Annotated in this window: 1 protein-coding gene; it reads right to left on the reverse strand. The window is 48.4% G+C overall.

The annotated features are described in order from the left end of the window. The coding region (locus R7040_RS29955; RefSeq protein ID WP_318098122.1) for a di-heme oxidoredictase family protein at positions 1-517 on the reverse strand (517 nt) is incomplete at both ends.

The following is a 517-nucleotide window of genomic DNA, read 5'->3' on the forward strand; positions in this document are numbered from 1 at the left end:
TCGATGTCCCAAACTTTATTCACCTTGCCTGAGATGCCATCGCTATCACTGTCATTTTCGTCTGCCCACTTAAGCAACGTCTCATCAGGAATACTTTCTAGCAAACCTAAACCAATCATAGGTGGCGCGACACGAGCGGAAAACTGCGTATCAGGGTGCATGTCCCCATAGCCTAAATCGGTAATTTTCAGCGTAGGCTTTCTCAACGTCACTTTGGTGCCATCTTTAAACTCAACGAGAACGTCCGTATAAGTAATAGCAATTTTGCCCTCCGGCGTTTGGTCTTGCAGAGCAAAATCTTGCAGTTGCCCACCATACGTAGGCTCCGGAATACCGCCATCCATGATGTAAGCTTTCTTCTGCTCTGGCGTCATCGCCGGGATACTCAAACGCACCAACATAGACACGGCATGAATGTCGTCTTTTTCAGGAGGATGCCCACGGCCATCTTTTATGTGGCAATTCTGACAACCATTGGTGTTGAAAAGCGGGCCAAGGCCGTCTCTTGCATCTGTAG

It is taken from the genome of Vibrio sp. 1069, from assembly GCF_033340555.1.